General features: G+C 65.5%; 17 protein-coding genes. 5 read left to right on the top strand and 12 right to left on the bottom strand.

Annotated elements, in window-relative coordinates:
- Positions 1-6 precede the first annotated feature (6 nt).
- The 4 genes from DFR52_RS22655 to DFR52_RS22670 are packed head-to-tail and all read left to right on the top strand — an operon-like array spanning position 7 to position 3,399.
- Entirely contained in the window at positions 7-855 is an 849-nt protein-coding gene (locus tag DFR52_RS22655; RefSeq protein ID WP_110034363.1) for an AAA family ATPase, read from the top strand.
- Between the two features lies 1 nt (position 856).
- Complete coding sequence (locus tag DFR52_RS22660; RefSeq protein WP_110034364.1) at positions 857-2,044, top strand: vWA domain-containing protein; 1,188 nt, start codon at positions 857-859, stop codon at positions 2,042-2,044.
- Positions 2,045-2,046: 2 nt separating this feature from the next.
- Positions 2,047-2,865 (top strand): XdhC family protein, encoded by an 819-nt coding sequence (locus DFR52_RS22665; RefSeq protein WP_110034427.1) that lies wholly within the window; start codon positions 2,047-2,049, stop codon positions 2,863-2,865.
- Between the two features lie 15 nt (positions 2,866-2,880).
- On the top strand, positions 2,881-3,399 hold the full coding sequence (locus tag DFR52_RS22670; protein ID WP_110034365.1) for an SRPBCC family protein: 519 nt from the start codon (positions 2,881-2,883) through the stop codon (positions 3,397-3,399).
- Positions 3,400-3,495: 96 nt separating this feature from the next.
- On the opposite strand, the gene DFR52_RS22675 is transcribed toward DFR52_RS22670, so the two are convergent.
- From DFR52_RS22675 to DFR52_RS22710, 8 genes are all read right to left on the bottom strand, one after another.
- Entirely contained in the window at positions 3,496-5,013 is a 1,518-nt protein-coding gene (locus tag DFR52_RS22675) for a class I adenylate-forming enzyme family protein (RefSeq protein ID WP_110034366.1), read from the bottom strand.
- A gap of 153 nt (positions 5,014-5,166) precedes the next feature.
- Positions 5,167-6,714 carry a hydantoinase B/oxoprolinase family protein gene (locus DFR52_RS22680; RefSeq protein ID WP_110034367.1) on the bottom strand — a complete coding sequence of 516 codons (1,548 nt, stop codon included), beginning with the start codon at positions 6,712-6,714 and terminating at the stop codon, positions 5,167-5,169.
- Positions 6,714-8,792 carry a hydantoinase/oxoprolinase family protein gene (locus DFR52_RS22685; RefSeq protein WP_158285025.1) on the bottom strand — a complete coding sequence of 693 codons (2,079 nt, stop codon included), beginning with the start codon at positions 8,790-8,792 and terminating at the stop codon, positions 6,714-6,716. The genes DFR52_RS22680 and DFR52_RS22685 overlap by 1 nt, the downstream gene beginning before the upstream one ends.
- On the bottom strand, positions 8,789-9,565 hold the full coding sequence (locus tag DFR52_RS22690) for an IclR family transcriptional regulator (RefSeq protein ID WP_110034369.1): 777 nt from the start codon (positions 9,563-9,565) through the stop codon (positions 8,789-8,791). The genes DFR52_RS22685 and DFR52_RS22690 overlap by 4 nt, the downstream gene beginning before the upstream one ends.
- 4 nt (positions 9,566-9,569) lie before the next feature.
- The gene (locus tag DFR52_RS22695) at positions 9,570-10,847 is read right to left on the bottom strand and encodes a TRAP transporter large permease (protein WP_110034370.1); all 1,278 of its coding nucleotides are present in this window, start codon (positions 10,845-10,847) and stop codon (positions 9,570-9,572) included.
- A complete protein-coding gene (locus DFR52_RS22700) occupies positions 10,844-11,410 on the bottom strand; it encodes a TRAP transporter small permease (protein WP_110034371.1) in 567 nt (188 codons plus the stop codon). The genes DFR52_RS22695 and DFR52_RS22700 overlap by 4 nt, the downstream gene beginning before the upstream one ends.
- Before the next feature lie 104 nt (positions 11,411-11,514).
- Positions 11,515-11,886, bottom strand: coding sequence for a cupin domain-containing protein (locus DFR52_RS22705; protein ID WP_110034372.1), 372 nt, complete (start codon positions 11,884-11,886; stop codon positions 11,515-11,517).
- 4 nt (positions 11,887-11,890) lie between these two features.
- Positions 11,891-12,874, bottom strand: coding sequence for a TRAP transporter substrate-binding protein (locus DFR52_RS22710; RefSeq protein WP_158285026.1), 984 nt, complete (start codon positions 12,872-12,874; stop codon positions 11,891-11,893).
- Positions 12,875-13,242: 368 nt separating this feature from the next.
- Between DFR52_RS22710 and DFR52_RS22715 the strand changes: the two genes are divergently transcribed.
- A complete protein-coding gene (locus DFR52_RS22715) occupies positions 13,243-13,431 on the top strand; it encodes a hypothetical protein (protein WP_110034374.1) in 189 nt (62 codons plus the stop codon).
- Positions 13,432-13,825: 394 nt separating this feature from the next.
- On the opposite strand, the gene DFR52_RS22720 is transcribed toward DFR52_RS22715, so the two are convergent.
- The 4 genes from DFR52_RS22720 to DFR52_RS22735 form a co-directional block, all read right to left on the bottom strand.
- Entirely contained in the window at positions 13,826-15,445 is a 1,620-nt protein-coding gene (locus DFR52_RS22720; protein WP_110034375.1) for a long-chain-fatty-acid--CoA ligase, read from the bottom strand.
- Positions 15,446-15,507: 62 nt separating this feature from the next.
- Positions 15,508-16,818 (bottom strand): TRAP transporter large permease, encoded by a 1,311-nt coding sequence (locus DFR52_RS22725; protein ID WP_110034376.1) that lies wholly within the window; start codon positions 16,816-16,818, stop codon positions 15,508-15,510.
- On the bottom strand, positions 16,811-17,377 hold the full coding sequence (locus tag DFR52_RS22730; RefSeq protein ID WP_158285027.1) for a TRAP transporter small permease: 567 nt from the start codon (positions 17,375-17,377) through the stop codon (positions 16,811-16,813). The genes DFR52_RS22725 and DFR52_RS22730 overlap by 8 nt, the downstream gene beginning before the upstream one ends.
- Before the next feature lie 61 nt (positions 17,378-17,438).
- Complete coding sequence (locus DFR52_RS22735; protein WP_110034378.1) at positions 17,439-18,563, bottom strand: C4-dicarboxylate TRAP transporter substrate-binding protein; 1,125 nt, start codon at positions 18,561-18,563, stop codon at positions 17,439-17,441.
- Positions 18,564-18,616: the final 53 nt, after the last annotated feature.

Consider the following 18,616-nt stretch of genomic DNA (forward strand, 5'->3'; position numbering starts at 1 on the left):
ATTGCCATGCAACTGGCAGCGGTCGGGTACATTCCCGACCGCGACCTGGCCACGGCGTTGTGGCTGATGGAGAGCCTCCGGCGACCGCTGCTGCTCGAGGGCGAAGCCGGAGTCGGCAAGACCGAGGTGGCGCGCGCCCTGGCGCTGGCCCACGACACAAGGCTGATCCGCCTGCAATGCTACGAGGGCCTCGACCAGAGCGCGGCGCTCTACGAGTGGAACTACCAGCGCCAGTTGCTGGCCATCAAGGCGCGCGAGGGCAGCGACGCCTCGGCGGTCGAGGAGCACATCTTCAGCGAGGCCTATCTCCTGGAACGGCCGCTGCTGGCCGCCATCCGGCAGGCGAAGCCCGCCGTCCTGCTCATCGACGAGGTCGACCGCGCCGACGAGGAGTTCGAGGCGTTCCTGCTCGAGCTGCTCTCCGACTTCCAGGTGTCGATTCCCGAACTGGGGACGATCACGGCCACCACCATTCCCCGCGTCATCCTGACGTCGAACGGCACCCGCGAACTCAGCGACGCGCTGCGCCGCCGCTGCCTCTATCATTATGTCGATTATCCAGATGTCGACCGGGAGGCCCGGATCATCCTGTCGCGGCTGCCCGGCATCGACACCGATCTGGCATTGCAGATCGCCACCATGGTCGGTCTCATCCGCAAGGAGGACCTGCGCAAGTCGCCGGGCGTCGCCGAAACGCTCGACTGGGCGGCGACGCTTGCCGGGCTGGAGGTCCGCCATCTCCGCGATGAGCCGGAAACGGTGCACGAGACGCTGATGTGCCTGATCAAGACGGCCGAGGACAAGTCGCGCATGACCCGCGAAGTCTCCGACCGCCTCATCGGCAGGGTGGCCTGAGATGAGTCTGGCGATCGCCGCGGAAAACCCCCTTGGCGCCGGCGTCCGGACGAAGCTCAACGGCTTTGCCCATATCCTGCGCGACAACGGCTTCGTCATCGGGCTGGCCGAGACCCGGGATGCCCTGGCGATGCTGAGCGGACACGACGCGGCCCGGCCCTCGCGCCTGCGCCCCGCTCTGAAGGCGCTGTTCTGCGGCCGGCAATCGGACTGGCAGAAATTCGACGAGATCTTCGACGCCTATTGGCTGAGCCGCGGCATGAAGTCGGCGACCCGCATCTCCGGCGCGCCGCAGACAACGCCGCAGGGCCTGCAGTCGCTGGCGGCGGGGCAACGCGGCCTGGGTGACAGCGATCAAGCCGACCATGTCGAGCGCGGCGAAGGCAGCGAGGTTTCCGAGACCGGCCGGTCCAGGCGCGAAGGTGCCTCCCGCACCGAGCTTTTGTCGCGGACCGATTTCCGCCACCTCACCCAGCCCGAGGATCTGGCCGCAGCCCACGAGCTTGCCGGGCGCCTTGCCATGAGCATGCGCGCCCGGCTGACGCGCCGGATGCATGCGCGCCGCTCCGGCCAGAGGCTCGACCTCAGGCGAACCATCCACAAGAGCATCGCCCATGGCGGCACCCCGATCGAGCTCGTCCGCCGCAGGCGCAAGGACAAGCCGTTGCGGCTCGTGGTGCTGCTCGACGCCTCCGGCTCGATGAGCCTGTATTCGGCCGTCTTCCTGCGCTTCATGCATGGCGTGCTCGACAGTTTTCGCGAGGCCGAGGCGTTCGTCTTCCACACCCGCCTGATCCACATCTCGCCGGCTCTCAAGGAACGCAATCCGCAGCGCGCCATGGAACGGATGTCACTCTTGGCCCAGGGCACCGGCGGCGGAACACGGATCGGGGAGAGCCTCGCCACCTTCAATCGCTGGCATGCCAAACGCTGCATCCATTCGCGCACCTGCGTGATGATCGTCTCGGACGGCTACGACACCGGACCGGCGGAGAATCTGGGGGCGGAGATGCAGGCCCTGCGTCGCCGCTGCCGCCGCATCGCCTGGCTCAATCCGATGATCGGCTGGCAGGGCTATCAGCCCGAGGCCGCCGGCATGAAGGCGGCGCTGCCCTATGTCGATCTGTTTGCGCCGGCCCACGATCTCGACAGTCTCAAAGCTCTTGAACCCTATCTGGCGAAGATATGACCATGCCGCGGCAGTCCGACATTCTCGATCTGATCAGCAACTACAGATCGAAGGGCGAGCCCTTCGCGCTGGCCACCGTGGTGCGCACCGTATCGGTCACCGCGGCGAAGGCCGGCGCCAAGGCGGTGATCCTGGCCGATGGCAGCATCACCGAAGGCTGGATCGGCGGAGGCTGCGCCCGCGGCGCGGTGCTCAAGGCCGCGCGCGAGGCGCTGGCCGACGGGCAGTCGCGGCTTGTCAGCATCCAGCCCGACGAGCAATTGTCGGAGCACCGGGTCAAGGCCGGCGAGATCCGCGACGGCGTCGTCTATGCCAAGAACATGTGCCCGAGCCAGGGAACCATGGATGTGTTTGTCGAGCCGGTGCTGCCGCGGCCGCACCTGACGGTCTGCGGCGCCTCCCCGGTGGCGGTGGCACTCGCCGACCTCGCCCGCCGCATGGGGTTCTTCGTCACCGTCTGCGCCCCCGCGCCCGAGCACGCCGGCTTCGGCGAAGCCGACCGGCTGGTCGACGGCTACGCCATTCCCGTCGACGGCAGCGAGCGCGACTATGTGGTGATCGCCACCCAGGGCCGCGGCGACAGCCTGGCGCTGAAGGCGGCCGTGCAGGCGCCCTGCAAGTACCTGGCCTTTGTCGGCTCGCGCAAGAAGGCAGCCGCGCTCAAGGCCGACCTGACGGCATCCGGGGTCGCATCCGAGCGGCTCGAGCACATCCATGCCCCGGCGGGCCTCAACATCGGCGCCATCACGCCCGACGAGATCGCGTTCTCGATCGTCGCCGAAATGATCGAGATCCGCCGTCGCGGCCAACGCACACTCTGACAAGGACATATCAAGATGGAAATGAACGGCTCCCAGCGCATCGAGGCTTCCCGCGAGCAGGTCTACGCCGCATTGAACGACGTCGAGGTGCTCAGGCAATGCATTCCCGGTTGCGATTCGATCGAGAAGACGTCGGACACCGAGATGAACGCCAAGGTGACCTTGCGGGTCGGGCCGGTAAAGGCGAGCTTCACCGGAAAGGTGACGCTGTCCGATCTCGATCCGCCGAACGGCTACACGATCAGCGGCGAGGGTTCGGGCGGCATGGCGGGCTTTGCCAAGGGCGGCGCCAGGGTGGTGCTGGTCCCCGACGGCGAGGCGACCATGCTCAACTATGCGGTCTCGGCCGAGATCGGCGGCAAGATCGCCCAGCTGGGCAGCCGGCTGATCGACGGAACGGCCAAGAAGCTGGCTGGCGATTTCTTCTCGAAGTTCAGCCAGATCGTCGGCCCGCAGCCGGCCGGCGACGACGCGCCGGCTGCGGAGGTCGCCGAAAAGAAGGGCTGGGTCGGTCGCCTGCGCGATTCGCTTTAGATCATCTCCGGACGACGTGAATGTCACTTCGTCGCGGGACAATGCCCCTATCAAGAACCGGGAGCGCGTCTGCGGTTCAACGAAAATGGAAGCGCCCTAGTCTGAATGCAGCTTCTGCCGCAGCTCGGTCTTGAGGATCTTGCCGTAATTGTTCTTGGGCAGCGCCTCCTCGAACCGATAGGTCCTGGGCCGCTTGAAGCCGGCGATATGGGCACGGCAATGGGCGTCCAGCTCCGCCTCGCTCACCGAACCGGGCTCGGTCAGCACGACGAAGGCCACCACCTCCTCGCCCCATTCCGGGTTCGGCCGGCCCACCACCGAAACCTCGGTCACGCCGGGATGCGAGAGCAGCGCGTCCTCGACCTCGCGCGGATAGATGTTGGTGCCGCCCGAGATGATGACGTCCTTGGAGCGGTCGCGCAGCGTGAGATAGCCGTCGGCGTCGAGGCTGCCCATGTCGCCGGTCCACAGCCATCCATCGCGCAGGGTGGTTGCGGTGGCCTGCGGGTTGTCCCAGTAGCCGGCCATCACCGGCGAGCCCTCGGCGATGATCTCGCCGATCTCTCCCGCTGCCCGGTCATTGCCCTCAGGGTCGACGATGCGGATGCGCACGCAGGATTGAGCGGTTCCCACCGAGCCCAGCCGTTCCTTCCACGCGGGATGGCTCCGATCGACGATCGCTCCACGCGGCAGCGCGCTCAGCGCCATCGGGCATTCGCCCTGGCCGTAGATCTGCACGAAGCGGTCGCCGAACTGATCGGTGGCCGTCTGGATGTCGCTGAGATACATCGGCCCGCCGCCATAGACGATGGTGCGGATACCGTCGCCGCGATAGCCGCTCTGGCGCGCGAAGCTCAACAGCCGGCTGATCATCGTCGGGGCGGCGAACATCGTCACGCTCTTGAGCCGTGGCGCCAGGTCGCAGAGTTCGGCGGCATCGAAGCCGCCCGATTCCGGCACCACGTGGCGGCTGCCGCGCAGCACATGCATGAAATTGTAGAGCCCTGCCCCGTGCGAGATCGGCGCCGCGTAGACGGCGGCGTCTTCGGCAAGCACGTCGTCGACGTCGACGAAATAGGCATAGGTCATCGCTTGCAGATTGGCGAAGCTCAGCATCACGCCCTTGGGCTTGCCGGTGGTGCCGGAGGTGTAGAACAGCCAGGCGAGGTCCGTGCCTGCCCTCGGCTCCGGCGAGGCGAGCGGCGCAATGAATGCGTCAGCCAGCGGGCCGTCATGCGTATCGACGATCAGGCATTCGGATTCCAGCACTGCGGCCAGTTCAGCTTCACCGCCGGAAACGAAGACCATGCGGCTGCCGGAATTGGCGAGAATGAAGGCTGCCTCGCGCACATGCAGCTTGGCATTGACCGGAACGGCCACGGCGCCGCAGAACCAGATGCCGTAGAGCAGTTCGAGATAGTCCGGCGCATTCTTCATGAACAGCGCCACCCGGTCTCCCGGCCTGATGCCGTGGCCGGACCTGAGCGTGGCGCCGATGCGCGCCGCCCGCTCGGCGAACTCAGCATAGGTGGCGACGACGCGCTCGCCCGAGAGCAGCGCCGGCGCTTCGGGAGATCGGCGCGCGGTCCGCACCAGCCATTCGGAAACATTCATGCCGCGCCCTTTCAATGTTGCTGGCGGAGCTGTGGCGCCAGGCCTTGCCCGGCCCCGTCGGACAGGCAACAGGCGGACAGCTCGTTATCGATCCATCGACTTTGCCCGTTTCACGAGCCCCGGCGCAACACGCCGAGGCGCTCTTTCTGCATGTCAGACGGCTCCGTAGCCGCCGCCGCCCGGGGTGATCATGAACACCTCGTCGTCGGGCTGCATCTGCCGCTTGCGGGTGTCGACGATGTTTTCGCCATTGATCTGGAACACCCCGGCAGCACCGTCCCCGCCGCCGAACAGGCCCTCCGGCGCATTCGACAGCCGGCTCGGAATGGTGTTGAGCAGCCACGGCGAGTTGGTCCGCATGCGGTAGCCGATGCGCTGGCCGTCGCCGCCCGGCTGCCTGCCGGTGCCGCCGGTGCCGCGTTCGAGTTCCTTGCAGGTGAACGCGATCGGATAGGAGGCTTCGAGCACCTCGACCGGCACGGCGGACACGCCGGTCGGATAGCAGATGGCAGACAGGCCCGGCTTGGTGGCGCGTGCGCCCATGCCGCCCGAATAGTTGAACATCGAACTTGTGAAGGGCTTGCCCGCCGCATCGCGTCCCTGCACCTGGATGGTCCAGACCGCGCCGGAGCCTTCGGCAATCACCGCGTCGGGCACCACCTGCGCCAGCGCCTTGAGGATCGGGAACGGCACATACATGCCGACCACGTGGCGGGCATTGACCGGCGACGGATAGCGCGCGTTGACGACGCAGTCGTCAGGCAGCTTGATCCGGATCGGCGCCAGCGAGCCGGCATTGTTGGGCAGGTCGGGATTGAGCGTCGAGCGGATGGCGAAGGTGGCATAGGCGTGGGTGTAGGCCGGCACCACATTGATGCCCATGGCGCTCGGTCCCGACGAGCCCTCGAAATCGATGGTGATCTCGCCGGCTTCCGCGTCCACCGTCACCGCGGTCTTGAGGTCGATGACCTCGCCGCCGGGCACATCGAACTTGGAGGCGCCGTGATAGGTGCCGCTCGGCAACTTGCGGATGGCTTCGCGGGTGGCCTTCTCGGACCGCTCGATGATCTCCTGAGACAACTCGGCAATGTCGTCGAGGCCGTAGCGGTCGCAGAGCGCGTTGAGCCGCTCGGACGCGATCAGGCCGCTGGAGACCTGGGCGCCGAGATCACCCATCAAGGCATCGGGCGTGCGCACGTTGCGCTTGATGATGTCGAACAGGGTCTTGTTCGGCCGTCCCTGCTCGTAGAGCTTCATCACCGGGATCCAGAGCCCCTCCTCATGGATGTCGCGGGCGCCCGAGCCGATGCCGTAGCCGCCGATGTCGGAGTGGTGAATGGTCGAGCCGGCATAGGCGATGATGCGGTCGCCGCGAAAGATCGGCGACAGGATGGTGATGTCGAAGAAGTGGCCCGCCGACATCCACGGATCATTGGTGATCAGCACGTCGCCGGGCTTGAGCTCAGTCATGTCGGTATGGGCGAGCAGATTGCTCGCCGCCGCTGCGAGCGAGTTGATGTGCCCCGGCGTGCCGGTGACGGCCTGCGCCACCATCCGCGCCTTTTCGTCGAACAGGCCGTTGGCGAGGTCGCCGGCTTCCCGCACGATCGGGCTGAAGGCGATGCGCTGCAAGGCGCGCGCCTGCTCGCTGACGATGCCGATGAGATTGCTCCACAGGATCTGAAGTTCCACGCCGTCCATCAGAGGGCTCCCTTTGTCTTGTCTGCCACGATGCTGCCGCTCTCGTGCAGCGTCGCGGTCCAGTTCTTGAGAATGAAGATTGTCGTCTCGCGCTCCTCGATGATCGCGGGACCGGCAATGCGGTCGGACGCCGTCACGGCGGAGCGCTGGTAGACCTGCACCTCCTCCGGCTTTCCGTGAATGTGGACGATGCGGCTGGAGCGATTGGGCACCGACGCGCTCGTCGCCTGCTTTGCCGCAGGCCGGTCGGGCTGCAGGCCGCTGGCTGTCACCAGCCAGTTGACCATCTCGATGCCCATGCCGGCGAGCTTGAGCCCGTACTGGCGGTGGTACTCGGCCTCGAACAGGTCGTGGATGGCCGCGGTGTCGCGGCTCTTGCGGACATCGTCGGGCAGGCTGATGCGGACTTCCGACTGCTGGCCCATATAACGCATCTCGACGGAGTAGCCGAAGCTCGCGTCCGCTTTCGGAATGCCGGCCTCGGAGAGCGCGGCGCCCCCCTCCTCCACCATGGCCGCCAGCACGACGTCGACCTTGTCCCAGTCGAGATCGGCCAGCGGCGAGACCAGGCTGCGCACCAGATCGATCTGCGCCGGGGTCACCAGCGTGCCGAAGGCGGAGAGCACGCTCGCGAGCGGCGGGTAGATCACCTTGGTGGAATCGGTGAGATTGGCGACCATGCAGGCATGCACCGGGCCGGCGCCCCCGAAGGCCAGCAGCGGCAGGCCTCGATAGTCGATGCCCCGTTCGGTTGCATGGGTGCGGGTTGCAGCCGCCATCTGCTCGCAGACGACTTCGAACACGCCCCAGGCAGACTGGGTGCGGCTGAGACCGAGTTTGGCGCCGAGCCGGTCGAAGGCCTGTCCCGCGGCCTCGGCATCGAGCTTCATGTCGCCGCCGAGGAAGCGGTCCGGATTGAGGATGCCGAGCATCACGTCGGCGTCGGTGACGCAGGCATGGGTGCCGCCGCGGCCATAGCAGGCCGGTCCGGGCATGGAGCCGGCGCTTTCCGGCCCGATCTTGAGCAGGCCGAGATCATCGACCGAGGCGATGGAGCCGCCGCCGGCGCCGATCTCGATCATGTCGATCGACGGCACGGTGATCGGCATGCCGCTGCCCGGCTTGAAGCGGTAGCGGCGGTCGACCTCGAAGGTGCTGGTGACCAGCGGCTCGTGGCCCTGCACCATGCAGGCCTTGGCGGTGGTGCCGCCCATGTCGAACGAGATCAGGTCGGGAATGCCGAAGATGCGCGAGAAATGGCAGGCGACGAGCGCTCCGGCGGCGGGGCCCGATTCGATCATGCGGACCGGAAAGCTGCTGGCGCGCTCGGCGCCGATGACACCGCCGTTCGACAGCATGATCAGTGGCTGCTGGACGAAGCCGCGATTGCCGAGTTCGGCGATCAGCGCCGAGAGGTAGGGCCGGGTCATGGGCACGGTGTAGGCGTTGATGGCGACGGTGGAGGCGCGGGGATATTCACGCATCTGCGGGGCAATCACGCTGGAGAGCGAGACATAGATGTCGGGCGCCTCCTCGGCGAAGATCCGGCCTACTTCTTCCTCGTTGGCGCCGTTGCGGTAGGAGTTGAGAAAGCAGACGGCAACCGACACCACACCCTTGGCGCGACACTTGGCAATCACCTCGAGCACTTCGGTGCGGTTGATCGGCGTGCCGATGCTGCCGTCGGCAAAGGCGCGCTCGCGCAGCGTGAAGGTGCGCTCGGCGGGCACCAGCGGCTCGGCGAACTCGATCTGCGGATCGTACATGTCGTAGCGGTGTTCCTCGCGGATGTAGAGGATGTCGCGGAACCCCTCGGTCAGCAGCAACGCCACCGGCGGTCCCTTGCGTTCTATGAGCGCGTTGGTGACGATGGTGGTGGCGTGGACGACAACGTCGTCGACGTCGGCCGGGCCGATGCCCGCCTTGCCCAGCACCAGGTCGACGCCGCGGAAAAAACCCTCCAGCAGGTCGTTGTGGGTGGTCAGCGTCTTGTCGACGAAGCTGCGGCCGTCGGATGCCAGCAGCACGGCGTCGGTAAAGGTGCCGCCGATGTCGATGGCAAGCGCGTAACGTGTCATATCGGGTACTCCGTGCATCCCAGATCGGCGGAGATCGCTCTCGCCGCGTGTGTAACGGCCGCGCATTGCGCTGCCGAAGGTTCAGGCTTGATGTCTTGCACCGAGCCGGCGATGGTGATGGTGGCGACGAACTGGTTCTGCAGGTCGAAGATCGGCGCCGAGACGGCGTTGACGCCGCGCAGCGTCTCCTCGGGCGCCACCGCCCAGCCGGTCAGGCGGGCGCGTTCGATTTCCTTGCGGAGCCGGTCGATGCTGGTGTTGGTCAGCGACGAGAAGGCTTCGAGTGGCTGGTCCTTGATGCCATCCCAAAATTCCGGTTTCCCAAAGGCGAGAGCCAGTTTTCCCTGCGCCGAGGCGTGGAAGGTCAGCAGAGCTCCCGGCTTGGTGATGATCTGCACCGGCGAATCCATGCGCACGATATCGACCACGCGCATGCCGCCGTCCTCCGGGATCGACAGCGTCGTCGTGTGTCCGGTCTTGTCGCGCAACTGCATCATCACCGGGCGGGCGACGCTGGTCAGTTGCGTGCCGTCGGCGATCGCCTGGCCGACATGAAACAGCTTCAGCGTCAGCCGGTAGCGCTCGGTCGCGGGGTCCTGGCGGACATAGCCGAGGCTGACGAGCGTCTGCAGGTAGCGGTAGATCCGGGTCCGCGGCATGCCGAGCCGCTTGGCGAGGTCGGTGACGCGGACGCTCTCGCTCATCGGCGCCATCTCCTCGATGATGCGGAAGGCGGCCTCGGTGGACTGGTTGGTCGTCTTGCTGTCGGTCATGAGCTCAGCCTTTGAAGAACAGTGGCAGGGCAAGCGTGAGGAACGGCACGAAGGCCACGAGGGTGAGAATGATCAGGCAGATGCCGATCATCGGCAGCACTGCGCGCGCCACCTTCTCCAGCGACACCTGGCCGATGGCCGAGACGATGAACAGGCACAGTCCCACCGGCGGCGTGATCATTCCGATCATCAGGTTGAGCACCACCATGATCCCGAACTGCACCGGGTCGATGTGCAGCAGCGGGAAGATCTCGTTGAGGATCGGCATTGCCAGCACCAGGGCCGCAAGCGGCTCCAGAAACAGGCCGAGCACCAGCAGCACGCCGTTGAGCAGCAGGATCAGCACCCAGGGCGAAGAGCTGATCTGCAGCAGCTGCGCGGCGATCGCCTGCGGGATGTTCTCGATGCCGAGGATGAAGGAGGTCATGCTGGCCATGGCGACGATGAGCATGACGCCGGCGGTCATGGTTGCGGTCTCGTAGAACGCTGCCAGGATCTTCCTGAGGCTGAGCGTCCGGTACAGCATCGTCCCGACGGCCAGCGCATAGACGGCGGCGACGGCTGCGGCCTCGGTCGGCGTGAAGATGCCGCTGCGGATGCCGCCGACGATGATCACCGGCAGCAGCAGCGCCGGCAGCGCCTTGAGCGCCAGTCCGCGCCGTTCCTCCTTGGAGACTTCCGGCGGCAGCGGATGCCCCTCGCGACGCGCCTTGACCAGCACATAGACGATGAGCAGTCCACAGAGCAGGAAGGCGGGCACGATGCCGGCCAGGAACAGGTCGGCGATCGAGGTGCCGGTGAGCACCCCGTAAAGGATCAGCGACAGCGACGGCGGCACCAGCGGCCCGAGGATCGACCCGGCGGCCGTCAGCGCTGCGGCGTATTCGGGTGCATAGCCGTCGCGGCGCATCGAGGGGATCATGACGCTGCCGATGGCCGAGGCTTCGGCGGTGGCCGCGCCGCTGACGCCGGAGAACATCATGCTGGCGACCACGTTGACCGCCGCCAGTCCGCCCTGCACCCGGCCGACCAGCAACTGCGCGAAGCGGACGATCTGCCGCGTCAGGTCGGCGGAGTTCATCAGGTTGCCGGCGAGGATGAAGAAGGGAATGGTCAGCAGCACGAAATTGTCGATGCCGGCGATCATCTTCTGTGGGAAGCCGATCAGCAGATGGGTCTGGTCGTTGATGACGAGATAGGTCAGCGACGCCAGGCCGAGGCTGAAGGCCACCGGGATGCCGATGACCATGAAGCCGAGAAAGGCGATCAGGTAGAGGGTCATTGCGCGGCACTCCCGGTGCGAAATGTCACATCGCCGAGCGTTTCGCCTCGGACGATGGCCCGGCCGTAGAGGCCGATGTCGATGAGAATGCGCAGGCCGAGAAGTCCCATCCCCAGCGGCAGCGCGAAGTAGACCCAGAACACGCTCGGCGCGACCGGTGCGGACGGTCCGAAGATGTCCTCGTAGATGAAGCGCAGCGCCGGGATCGGCTGGCCGCCGGCCAAACCGGCGTAGATGTAGCCGTAGTAGACCAGCGTGAAGCACAGCACGACCGCGAACAGGCCGCCGACAATGGCCAGCACCAGCGCGCCGACCCGCGGCAGCGAGGTGGACAGGAAGGACAGCGCCGCGATCTCGCCGCGCTCATAGGCGAAGATGACGGCGAGGAACGAGACCCAGATCAGCATGTAGCGGCAGAGCTCCTCCGACCAGAGCAGCGAGGAATTCAGACCGTAGCGCCAGATGATCTGGGCGCTCATCACCGCGAGCAACCCGATCATCAGCGCGGCCAGAACCGCCTGCAGGCCGGTTCGGAAGACGCGGTGGAAGAGTGTGACAGTCACGGCGGCGACTCCGGTTTCCGCGTCAGACTCGCGGCATGCTTCATCCGATCGCCAGGCAGGGCGTGCCGGGCAGGTGAAAATTCATCGAACTTGAACAGACTTGGCTACAGGAAATCGGGTTCCTGGTATTCGGTCAGGTGCAGGTAATCGGCCCGCACCGGTGCGAAGACATCGAGATTGACCGCGACCTCGTCGCCGATCGCCTCGCCGCAATGGATGACATCGGGCGGAATGCGCACCACTTCGCCGGGGCCGACTTCGACCACGTCGTCGCCGATCTCGAAGCGAACGCGGCCCGAGAGAATGAAGGCGAGCTGCTCGAAGGGGTGGGAATGGGGTTTCTTCTCCATGCCCGGCTCGAGCCAGTTCATCACCATCATCGCGCTGTCTCCCCGGAAGGCGGTTCGCGAGACACCCTCGCGAACCTTTTCCCTGGGCAGACGGCTCCACTGGTAAACCTTGGTCGCCGTCGCCATCGGATCATTCTCCCTTGGCGTAGGCGTCGAGGAACTTGGCAATCAACGGGTCCTTGCCCTTCCAGCTCTCGACCACCGGGGCGGTCAGTTCCTTCATCTTGTCGAGATCGCTCAACTCGGTGATGGTGACGCCATTGTCCTTGAGGAAGGTGATGGTGTCGGCTTCCTGGGTGGCGGCCAGCGCGTAGGCTTCGGTCGTGGTCTCGCGACCGGCTTCCTCGACGGCCTTCTTGTCGGCGTCGCTGAGCTTGCCCCACGCCTGGGACGACAGCATGACGGCGCCGGGCCAGAAATAGTGCCCGGTCAGCGTCACCTTCTTGGCGGCGTTGTAGAGGCTCTCGGACTGGATCGAGGACAGGTTGATCTCGACGGCGTCGATGGTGCCGGTCTCGAGCGCCGAATAGACCTCGCCATAGGCCATGCCGATCGGATTGACGCCGATGGCTTCCCAGATCGCCTTGTGCAGCGGGATCGGGACGATGCGGGTCTTCAGGCCGGCGAAATCGGCGACGCTGGAGACATCCTTGTCCTTGGCCAGGAAGTGGCGCAGGCCGGCGTCGACGAAGCCGACGCCCTTGATCGACTTGGCGTCGAGGGTGGCGAGCAGTTCGTCACCGAGCTCGGACGTGAGCACGGCAGAGAGCTGCTCGTAGCTCTTGACCGCGAAGGGCTGCTGCAAGGCGTCGAAGGATCCGGCGCCGACCACCAGCGGCAGCGTCGCGGTCGAGACCAGCGCGCCGTCGATCAGGCCGATCTGCAGACCTTCGAGCAGTTGCTTGTCGTCGCCGAGCTGGCGATCGCCATAGACTTCGACCTTGACGTTGCCGTTTGTCTTCTCGGCGACCTTCTTGGCGAAGATCTCGAGTCCGGTCTGGAAAATGTGCTTGGACGAGGCGGCGTGCCCCATCTTCAGGGTGACTTCCTGCGCGGACGCGGAAAGTGAAAACGCCAGCAACGCGCTGCCCGCAAATACGGCCAATCTCTTCATGGTGACTCCTCCCATTCTGTTTCGCTATTCGAAACAGTCATGCACAGAGTGAAACAAGTTTGAAACCTTGTCAATATCCGCCTGGGGCGGAAACCGAATCCCGCACTCCGCGGCGTGCCAAGGGCGGCGGCGTGCGGATCCCGACGCACCGTTTCGGGATCCAGCCCCCCGCGAAAGAGCGATCCTTCAAAGTGTGGCGGTGGCGCGGCCGGGGATGCAGGCGCTGCAGCCCAGCCTGCCCCCACCGCCGGAGGCAGGTCCCCTGCCCCTCAGGCCGTGGACTGGGGCGCATCAAGGATCGGGAACAAACCGGGCGCCCGCCGATTGGGGACCATCGAACGGCTCTCGAGCCGCAAGGAAGGAATGAGATGGAAAACGTGCTCTGGGTCTTCGCCGTCGCCGTCGGGCCGTTGCTGCTCGGCGCCCCGATCATCAACGCCCTGATGCGGCAGCGGCTCCTGACCCGCCGCGAACAGGCGGCGCAGGACGAGAAGGTCCACGAATTCTACGACGAGGACCACCCGGACCGGTGGGAGCGGTTGTGCCGCGCGGGATGACGGCCGATCAGGCGTGCAGCGGACGGACAGACGAAGGAATCATTCCCAACGAAGTGCCGCACGGAGCCGTCGCCATCGCGGCAGCCGCCATTGCCGGCTGTTTTTCGCGTTCCTGTGGCTGGCCGAGGAGCAGACGATGGCGCCGGCGAGCGTCGACGAGACCCAGCCCAGCGCCACCGGCGGCATCAGCGGCGGATGATGATGACGCAGCTTTCCGGGCTCTCGCATGGCCGGACGTCGGCAGTCGCACCTCTGCCCAGCGCTTGAGCGACGGCAGACCGGGAGACGATCAATCCTCGCGTCCGCTCGACGCGCACGTCCGGACAATCGGAAGGCATGCCGTCCTGGTCGGGAAGGATCTCGGGGTCGGGGCCCGGCGGGGAGCGGATATCACTCAGCTGACCCGGTCGCTGAACATTTCCCGGAGCGCGACCTTGTTGATCTTGCCGGTGGCCGTGTGCGGGATTTCATCGACGAAGGCGACCTCGTCCGGGATCCACCATTTGGCGATCTTGCCCTCCATGAAGGAAAGGATCGGCGCCGCCTCCCGCTCCGCCCCCGCCCGCGCCACGACGATCAGAAGCGGGCGTTCGTCCCATTTCGGATCCGCGATGCCGATGACGGCTGCCTCGGCGACATCGGGATGAGCCACGGCCAGGTTTTCCAGATCGATGGTCGAGATCCATTCGCCGCCCGACTTGATGACGTCCTTGGCCCGGTCGGTGATCTGCATGTAGCCGAGTTGATCGATATGCGCGACATCCCCGGTCTCGAACCAGCCCTGGCTGTCGAAACTGTCGGCGCCCGTGCCACCGTAATAGGACGAGGCAACCGCCATTCCGCGCACCTTGAGCCGGCCGAAGGTCTTGCCGTCCCAATCAAGTTGGCGTTCCTCGTCGTCGACGAGCTTCATCTCGACACCGAACGGCGCAAATCCCTGCTTCTGCTTGAGGTCGTAGAGCTGATCGCCCGCGAGACCGCTGTTCTCGGGCTTGAGCGTGGTCAGGGATCCCACCGGCGACATTTCGGTCATTCCCCAGGCATGGATCACCTCGACATCGTAGTCCTTCTCGAAGGCCATCGTCATCGCCCGCGGCGATGCCGATCCGCCGATGACCACGCGCTTGAGCCAGGGCAGCGTCTTGCCGGTCTGGCGCAGATACTCGAGCAGCATCAGCCAGACGGTGGGAACGGCGGCCGTCAGCGTCACCCGCTCGCTGTCGAGCAGTTCCCAGATTGCCTCGCCATCCATGCGCCCGCCCGGCATCACCAGCTTCGCGCCGGCCATCGGCGCGGCATGGGCGATGCCCCAGGCATTGGCATGAAACATCGGCACCACCGGCATGACCGTGTCGCGGGAGGAAATCTCCATGGCGTCGGGCCGCGTCACCATCATCGCATGCAGCACATTGGAGCGGTGCGAATAGAGCACGCCCTTGGGATTGCCGGTGGTGCCCGAGGTGTAGCACAGCGCCACCGCGTCGGTCTCCTCGGCCGGCAGCCAGTCCAGCCCGACCGTTGCCTCCGCGATCCAGTCCTCGTAGGCGACGGCGCCGGACAACGACGTCCGGGGCATGTGGGCGGCATCCGTCAGCACCACGATCCGCCGCAGGCCAGGAACCAGCGGCGCGATCTTTTCCATCAGCGGCACGAAGGTGAGATCGACGAACACCATGCGGTCGTCTGCATCGTTCATGATCCAGGCCAGCTGTTCGGGAAACAGCCGCGGATTGAGCGTGTGGCAGATCATGCCCGCGCCCATGACGCCGTACCAGGCTTCGACATGGCGGCTGGTGTTCCAGGCGAGCGTCGCTATTCGGTCGTCACGGTTGAAGCCGTCGGCCGCCAGACGGGTCCTGACCTTGAGCGCGCGGGCGCGGATGGCGGCATAGCTGGTGCGGACGATGGGACCTTCGACCGAGCGCGAGACGACCTCGCGGGCGCCGTGCTGGATGGCCGCGTAGTCGATAATCCTGTGGCAAAGCAAGGGCCATTCCTGGATCAAAGCGCGCATGGGACCTCCGGTATGAACTGCAACTGACAGGGGTGGCGACCGGACCCTCCACCGGGGGCCGGTCAGCTTCCAATGAGGTTCGGAAGGGCCGTAACCAGCCCCGGAAAGGCGATCATCAGCCCGACGACGACGAAATCGATCACCAGGAACCACCAGATTCCCCGGAAGATCTGGGTGGTGGACACCTGGTTGCCCACCACGCTCTTGACCACGAAGACGTTCAGCCCCACCGGAGGGGTGATCATGCCCATTTCCAGGAGCTTGACGATCAGCACCCCGTACCAGATGAAGCTGGCTTCCGAGGCCGCCATCACCGGCAGCACGACCGGCAGCGTCAGCAGCATGGCGCCGATGGGCTCCAGGATCAGGCCGAGCAGCATGTAGAGGCAGGTCAGGCCGATGGCGAGCATCCACGGCTCGGCGCCGAAACCGACAATGGTCTCGGAAAGCACGCCGGCCACATCGCTCAGCGACAGAAACCGTGTCAGCAGGTTTGCGCCGATGGTGATGACGAAGATGCTGGCCGTGGTGACCGTGGTTTCGACGATGGAATTCCAGATCACTCCGCGGTTGAGGGTGCGGTTCATCGCGGCGACCGCGAAGGAGGCCATGGCGCCGACAGCGCCGGCTTCGGTAGCGGTGAACAGGCCGCTGAACAGGCCGCCGAACACGATCCCGATCAAGAGCAGCGTCGGCCAGGTCTCCCGCATGGCGTCGCGCCGCTCCTGGCGGGTGATCGGCGTGGCGGAACTCGGGGCCAGCGAGGGATCGAGCTTCACCCGGACGATGATGACAAAGATGTAGGAGATCGCGGTCAGAAGTCCCGCGCCGACTCCGCCGAGGAACAGCAGGCTCACCGGCGTCTGGGTGAACACCCCGAACAGAATCAGCAGGATGCTGGGCGGTATCAGCGCCCCTATGGTGCCCGCGGCGGCGATGCAGCCGGTGGCGAGCTCGGGCTTGTATCCCAGCCGCAGCATTTCCGGGACCGCGATCCGGCCCATCGCCGCCGCGCAGGCCACCGAGGAACCGGTGACCGTGGCAAAGCCGGCCGCGCCCACCACCGAGGTGATGGCCAGGCCTCCGGGCAGCCCCGACAGCCAGACACGGCAGGCATTGAACAATCCCTTGGTCAGGCCGGCATGGAAGCAGATGAAGCCCATCAGGAGGAACATCGGAATGGATGTCAGCGTCCAGTTGGCGACGAAATCGTACACCACGGCCGACAGAATGCCATAGGCCGCCCGCTCTCCGAGCAGCACGAGGATGCCCACGAAGGACACCGACGCCAGTGCGACGGCGATCGGAATGCGGGCAAGAATGAGCAGGACGGCCACCGCCACGCCCGAGAAACCGATCATCAGGTCAGTCATGATAATGCTCTGGGGAAGTGTAGAGGGGATCGGCCGCGCCCAGCCCGTCGCTTCCAGGTCGGAAGAGCGCAAGAAGCCTGTAGACGAGAGCGAGCACCATCAGCCCGAAGCCGATGGGCAGCATGAAATAGCACGGCCAGGTGAACAGCCGGACGCCCTGGCTGAAGATGAAGGCGCCGATGCGCTGCTTTTCCAGCGCATCCAGGAATGTCTGATGCGCGAGCACCGAATAGGTGATGATGGACAGGATCCATGCCAGCACGAGGAGCCCGCGCTGCACCGGCAGCGGCAGGATCGAGGTCACCACCTCCACAGAGATATGGGCATTCTGCTTCTCGGCCAGCGCCAGCGGCAGGAAGGCCAGTCCCACCAGGTAGTAGTTGGAGACGATCTCGACCGTGGCCGGAAAGCCGTTGGAGATCGCATATTTCAGGACAACGTCCAGAACCACGTGCAGCATCATCGCCATGACGAGGATTGCGGCAATCACCTGCGTGGCGTCGAGCGTGCGGGAAAGCAGGCGACCAAGCCTGAAAAACAGGGAGTGTGGACCGGACATACGGCTGACCTTTATGACAGATGGCCGGCGAGCCGCGGATGCGGCCCGCCGAAACCGTGATCTACATGCCGTAGGTCGCCTTATCGATGCTTCCGAAGACATTCTCGCGGTAGAGATCGGCCACCTGGTCCTGATTGGCGGGGTCGATCTTGGCGACCAGCCCTTCCCACTTGGCAACCAGTTCCTGGAACCGGGCGATCTTGGGCGCGGCGCCAGTGACGCCGAATGTTTCTTCGTTCAGCGCCGCGATGGCGGGAACGTCCTTTTCGACGAATGCCTTCGTCGCATCGACAACATCCGGGTCGGGGGTGACGACTTCGACGCCGAGCTTGGCGACACCGCCATTGGCGAAGGCCAGATCTTCGCTGTAGGTCGCAGCCGCCGCGCGGCCGATCCCCTCGACTGCCGTGTCCATCACCGCGACGCGGGTCTCGGCATCCCATTTGCGCCAGAGGTCGAGATTGGTGTCAAACAGAGCGTTGATGTAGAACGTGCCGAGCGGCAGATCCGTGACATATTTCGCCACATCCTTCAGGCTCAGCGTCACCAGCGCCTCGTAGGGATGCATGTTGGCGTCGATCGTGCCCTGCGAGAACCCCTGGTAGATGTCGCCCGCGGGAAGGTTGACCTGCACGCCGTCCATGGCCTCGGCCCAGCGTCCATAGGCCGAGAAGCTGCGGATCCGCTTTCCCTTCAGATCGGCGAGCGACTTGAGCGGGGTCTTCGAGATCACCCGGTAGGGCGGGGTCGAACCGAAGCCCAGGAACACCTGCCCCTGATTGACATACTCCGCCGCGCATTCGGGATCGGTGAAGCAGTATTCGCTTGCCGCACCGGCCATCACCACCAGGTTCGATCCGAGCATGCCGAGATCACCGATGAGATTGGATTCCTTGAGCTCGGCGCGGTGATAGGCCGCCACAACATAGCCCATGTCCGCAATCCCGTCCCGCACGCCGGAAAAGGTCTCGGTGAAGTTGAGCAGCGACGAGCCGGTGAACAGCTTCGCGTCGAGCTTGCCGTCCGTGCGCTCCGGGATCTTTTCGGCGAAATACTTCATCGCCGAGACGACCGTGAAATTCTCCGGCACGCCGATGGCGAAGCGCAGCGTCTCGGCCCCCACGGAGCCTGTCATCAGTGCCGCGCACGCACAGCCAAGCGCAATCCTCTTGAGATTCCTGAGCATTCCATCTTCCTCCCTGGCCGCGATCGGCGGCTTCCTCACTCAAATTCAGGTAA

This window comes from Hoeflea marina (assembly GCF_003182275.1).
Classification (GTDB): domain Bacteria; phylum Pseudomonadota; class Alphaproteobacteria; order Rhizobiales; family Rhizobiaceae; genus Hoeflea; species Hoeflea marina.

Excerpts from the sequence above, each read along its gene's own strand:
- DFR52_RS22655 (WP_110034363.1), top strand. The coding sequence starts at position 7 with ATGCAACTGGCAGCGGTCGGGTACATTCCCGACCGCGACCTGGCCACG.
- DFR52_RS22660 (WP_110034364.1), top strand. The coding sequence starts at position 857 with ATGAGTCTGGCGATCGCCGCGGAAAACCCCCTTGGCGCCGGCGTCCGG.
- DFR52_RS22665 (WP_110034427.1), top strand. The coding sequence starts at position 2,047 with ATGCCGCGGCAGTCCGACATTCTCGATCTGATCAGCAACTACAGATCG.
- DFR52_RS22670 (WP_110034365.1), top strand. The coding sequence starts at position 2,881 with ATGGAAATGAACGGCTCCCAGCGCATCGAGGCTTCCCGCGAGCAGGTC.
- DFR52_RS22675 (WP_110034366.1), bottom strand. The coding sequence starts at position 5,013 with ATGAATGTTTCCGAATGGCTGGTGCGGACCGCGCGCCGATCTCCCGAA.
- DFR52_RS22680 (WP_110034367.1), bottom strand. The coding sequence starts at position 6,714 with ATGGACGGCGTGGAACTTCAGATCCTGTGGAGCAATCTCATCGGCATC.
- DFR52_RS22685 (WP_158285025.1), bottom strand. The coding sequence starts at position 8,792 with ATGACACGTTACGCGCTTGCCATCGACATCGGCGGCACCTTTACCGAC.
- DFR52_RS22690 (WP_110034369.1), bottom strand. The coding sequence starts at position 9,565 with ATGACCGACAGCAAGACGACCAACCAGTCCACCGAGGCCGCCTTCCGC.
- DFR52_RS22695 (WP_110034370.1), bottom strand. The coding sequence starts at position 10,847 with ATGACCCTCTACCTGATCGCCTTTCTCGGCTTCATGGTCATCGGCATC.
- DFR52_RS22705 (WP_110034372.1), bottom strand. The coding sequence starts at position 11,886 with ATGGCGACGGCGACCAAGGTTTACCAGTGGAGCCGTCTGCCCAGGGAA.
- DFR52_RS22710 (WP_158285026.1), bottom strand. The coding sequence starts at position 12,874 with ATGAAGAGATTGGCCGTATTTGCGGGCAGCGCGTTGCTGGCGTTTTCA.
- DFR52_RS22715 (WP_110034374.1), top strand. The coding sequence starts at position 13,243 with ATGGAAAACGTGCTCTGGGTCTTCGCCGTCGCCGTCGGGCCGTTGCTG.
- DFR52_RS22720 (WP_110034375.1), bottom strand. The coding sequence starts at position 15,445 with ATGCGCGCTTTGATCCAGGAATGGCCCTTGCTTTGCCACAGGATTATC.
- DFR52_RS22725 (WP_110034376.1), bottom strand. The coding sequence starts at position 16,818 with ATGACTGACCTGATGATCGGTTTCTCGGGCGTGGCGGTGGCCGTCCTG.
- DFR52_RS22730 (WP_158285027.1), bottom strand. The coding sequence starts at position 17,377 with ATGTCCGGTCCACACTCCCTGTTTTTCAGGCTTGGTCGCCTGCTTTCC.
- DFR52_RS22735 (WP_110034378.1), bottom strand. The coding sequence starts at position 18,563 with ATGCTCAGGAATCTCAAGAGGATTGCGCTTGGCTGTGCGTGCGCGGCA.